A 1,650-nucleotide genomic window follows, 5' to 3' on the forward strand; every position below is an offset into this window, starting at 1 on the left:
CCTGAATTATTCACCAGAAACTCCAAAATCCCCATCAAACACATGATTCAAGTGCTTGATGGGGATTTTACGTTTTCACCTTTTAAGTGCAGAAAAAGAGCCTCAGCTCTGGTATAGTTAACTCGACCAAAAGACACTATAAAGAGAAGAGGACTCTATAATGAAAACTGTACAGGAAATGGCATTTAGTTTCAATAAAAATATTCTAGCATCGCATACCGGCGGTCAATTATCTTCTGATGGTGGCCTAACCTTGTGTGTTGAACTGATGGCAAAGTTTCAGTTCACGAACTTAGCTGACAATCTATTGAAGTTCAACGACCATCGACAATACTGCCGACATAGTAATTCAAGTATCTTGATGCAGTTGGTTCTGCAGATCATTGCCGGTTATAATACAGATTCTGCTGCAACCTCATTGGTTGCAGAACCATTGTTTAAACTTTTATTGGACAAACCAGCCTTAGCTTCACAAGCGACGATATCCCGTTTCTGGCAACGTATCGATTCCGCAGGTGTGGACGCCTTCCAGACTTTAAATCAAGCTCTTATTGATCAAGCTCGACTGCTAACTAATCAGACGACCACCATTATTGATATTGATTCAACCCATTCTGACACTTATGGCAATCAAGAAGCTACTGACTATAACGCCCATTATGGCTCGGAGGGGTATCATCCATTACTAGCTATCGATAATGATGGTAATCTCCTGAAAGCCATCCTACGGCCTGGTAATGCCTATACCAGTACAGATATAAAAGCCTTTTTAGAACCGTTATTAAAACATTATCAAGACCAATTGCCAGAAACTGATATTCTGGTTCGCGGTGATAGCGGGTTCGCCACACCAGCTGTTTATGATACCTGCGAGGCCGATGATGTCTTTTACATTATTCGCCTCAAACGTAATAAGCGACTACACAACTTGGCAGAAGAGTTTGTACAGATAAGCGACACAACTGAGTGGCATGAAACCGAAACTCACTATTACTCAGCAACTTATCAGGCCACTTCGTGGCCTAAACCGCGTCAAGTATACGTTAAGTCAACTCGTGTAGCTGGCGAATTGATCTTTTCACATGAATTTATTGTGACTAATCTGACAAATTTAACCGCAGAAGCAGCATTTGAACTGTATCATAAGCGTGGTCAGATGGAGAATTATATCAAGGAAGCCAAAGAGGGCTTCTTCTTTGATAAGACTGATAGTTCAACGTTTACCGCCAACGCTGCCCGTATGATGGTTAGTGTATTAGCGTACAATATTATCAATTTTATGAAGCAAATAGCCCTACCTAAAACAGAGACCGGATTGCGTGTTAGTACATTACGAATCCGTTTATTCAAAGTCGCTGCCCGCGTTGTGTTTACCGGTCGACGAATCCAGTTACGACTGAGTTCTCATCACGTTTATCATCGACTCTTTTATCAGGTATTACAGCGTATTCAGGCTATTAAATAGCCCCAATTAAAAAAAAATTCTGTACGATCAAGGGACAAGTGCACCCAAAAATTCAAAAATGACTCACCGTTAGGTGATACCATCAAAATTTAGAGTCTCAATACATAGTAAGCAAGATCAAAAGCCGTCAGTTTTTGAAAAACATGAAAACTGACGACTTTTTTGGAAGGTATGAATAATTCAGG

1 protein-coding gene is annotated in these 1,650 nt (G+C 40.5%); it reads left to right on the forward strand.

What is annotated here, in order from left to right; translation table 11 throughout:
• The first annotated feature begins 160 nt into the window (after positions 1-160).
• Positions 161-1,465 carry an IS1380 family transposase gene (locus FD38_RS01585; protein WP_057730536.1) on the forward strand — a complete coding sequence of 435 codons (1,305 nt, stop codon included), beginning with the start codon at positions 161-163 and terminating at the stop codon, positions 1,463-1,465.
• The last annotated feature ends 185 nt before the right edge of the window (positions 1,466-1,650 follow it).

Origin of the sequence: Levilactobacillus zymae DSM 19395, from assembly GCF_001434115.1 — a bacterium.
GTDB classification, from domain to species: Bacteria; Bacillota; Bacilli; order Lactobacillales; family Lactobacillaceae; genus Levilactobacillus; species Levilactobacillus zymae.

What these genes read in the sequence shown, in the direction of transcription:
- FD38_RS01585 (WP_057730536.1), top strand. Translation starts at nt 161, where the DNA reads ATGAAAACTGTACAGGAAATGGCATTTAGTTTCAATAAAAATATTCTA.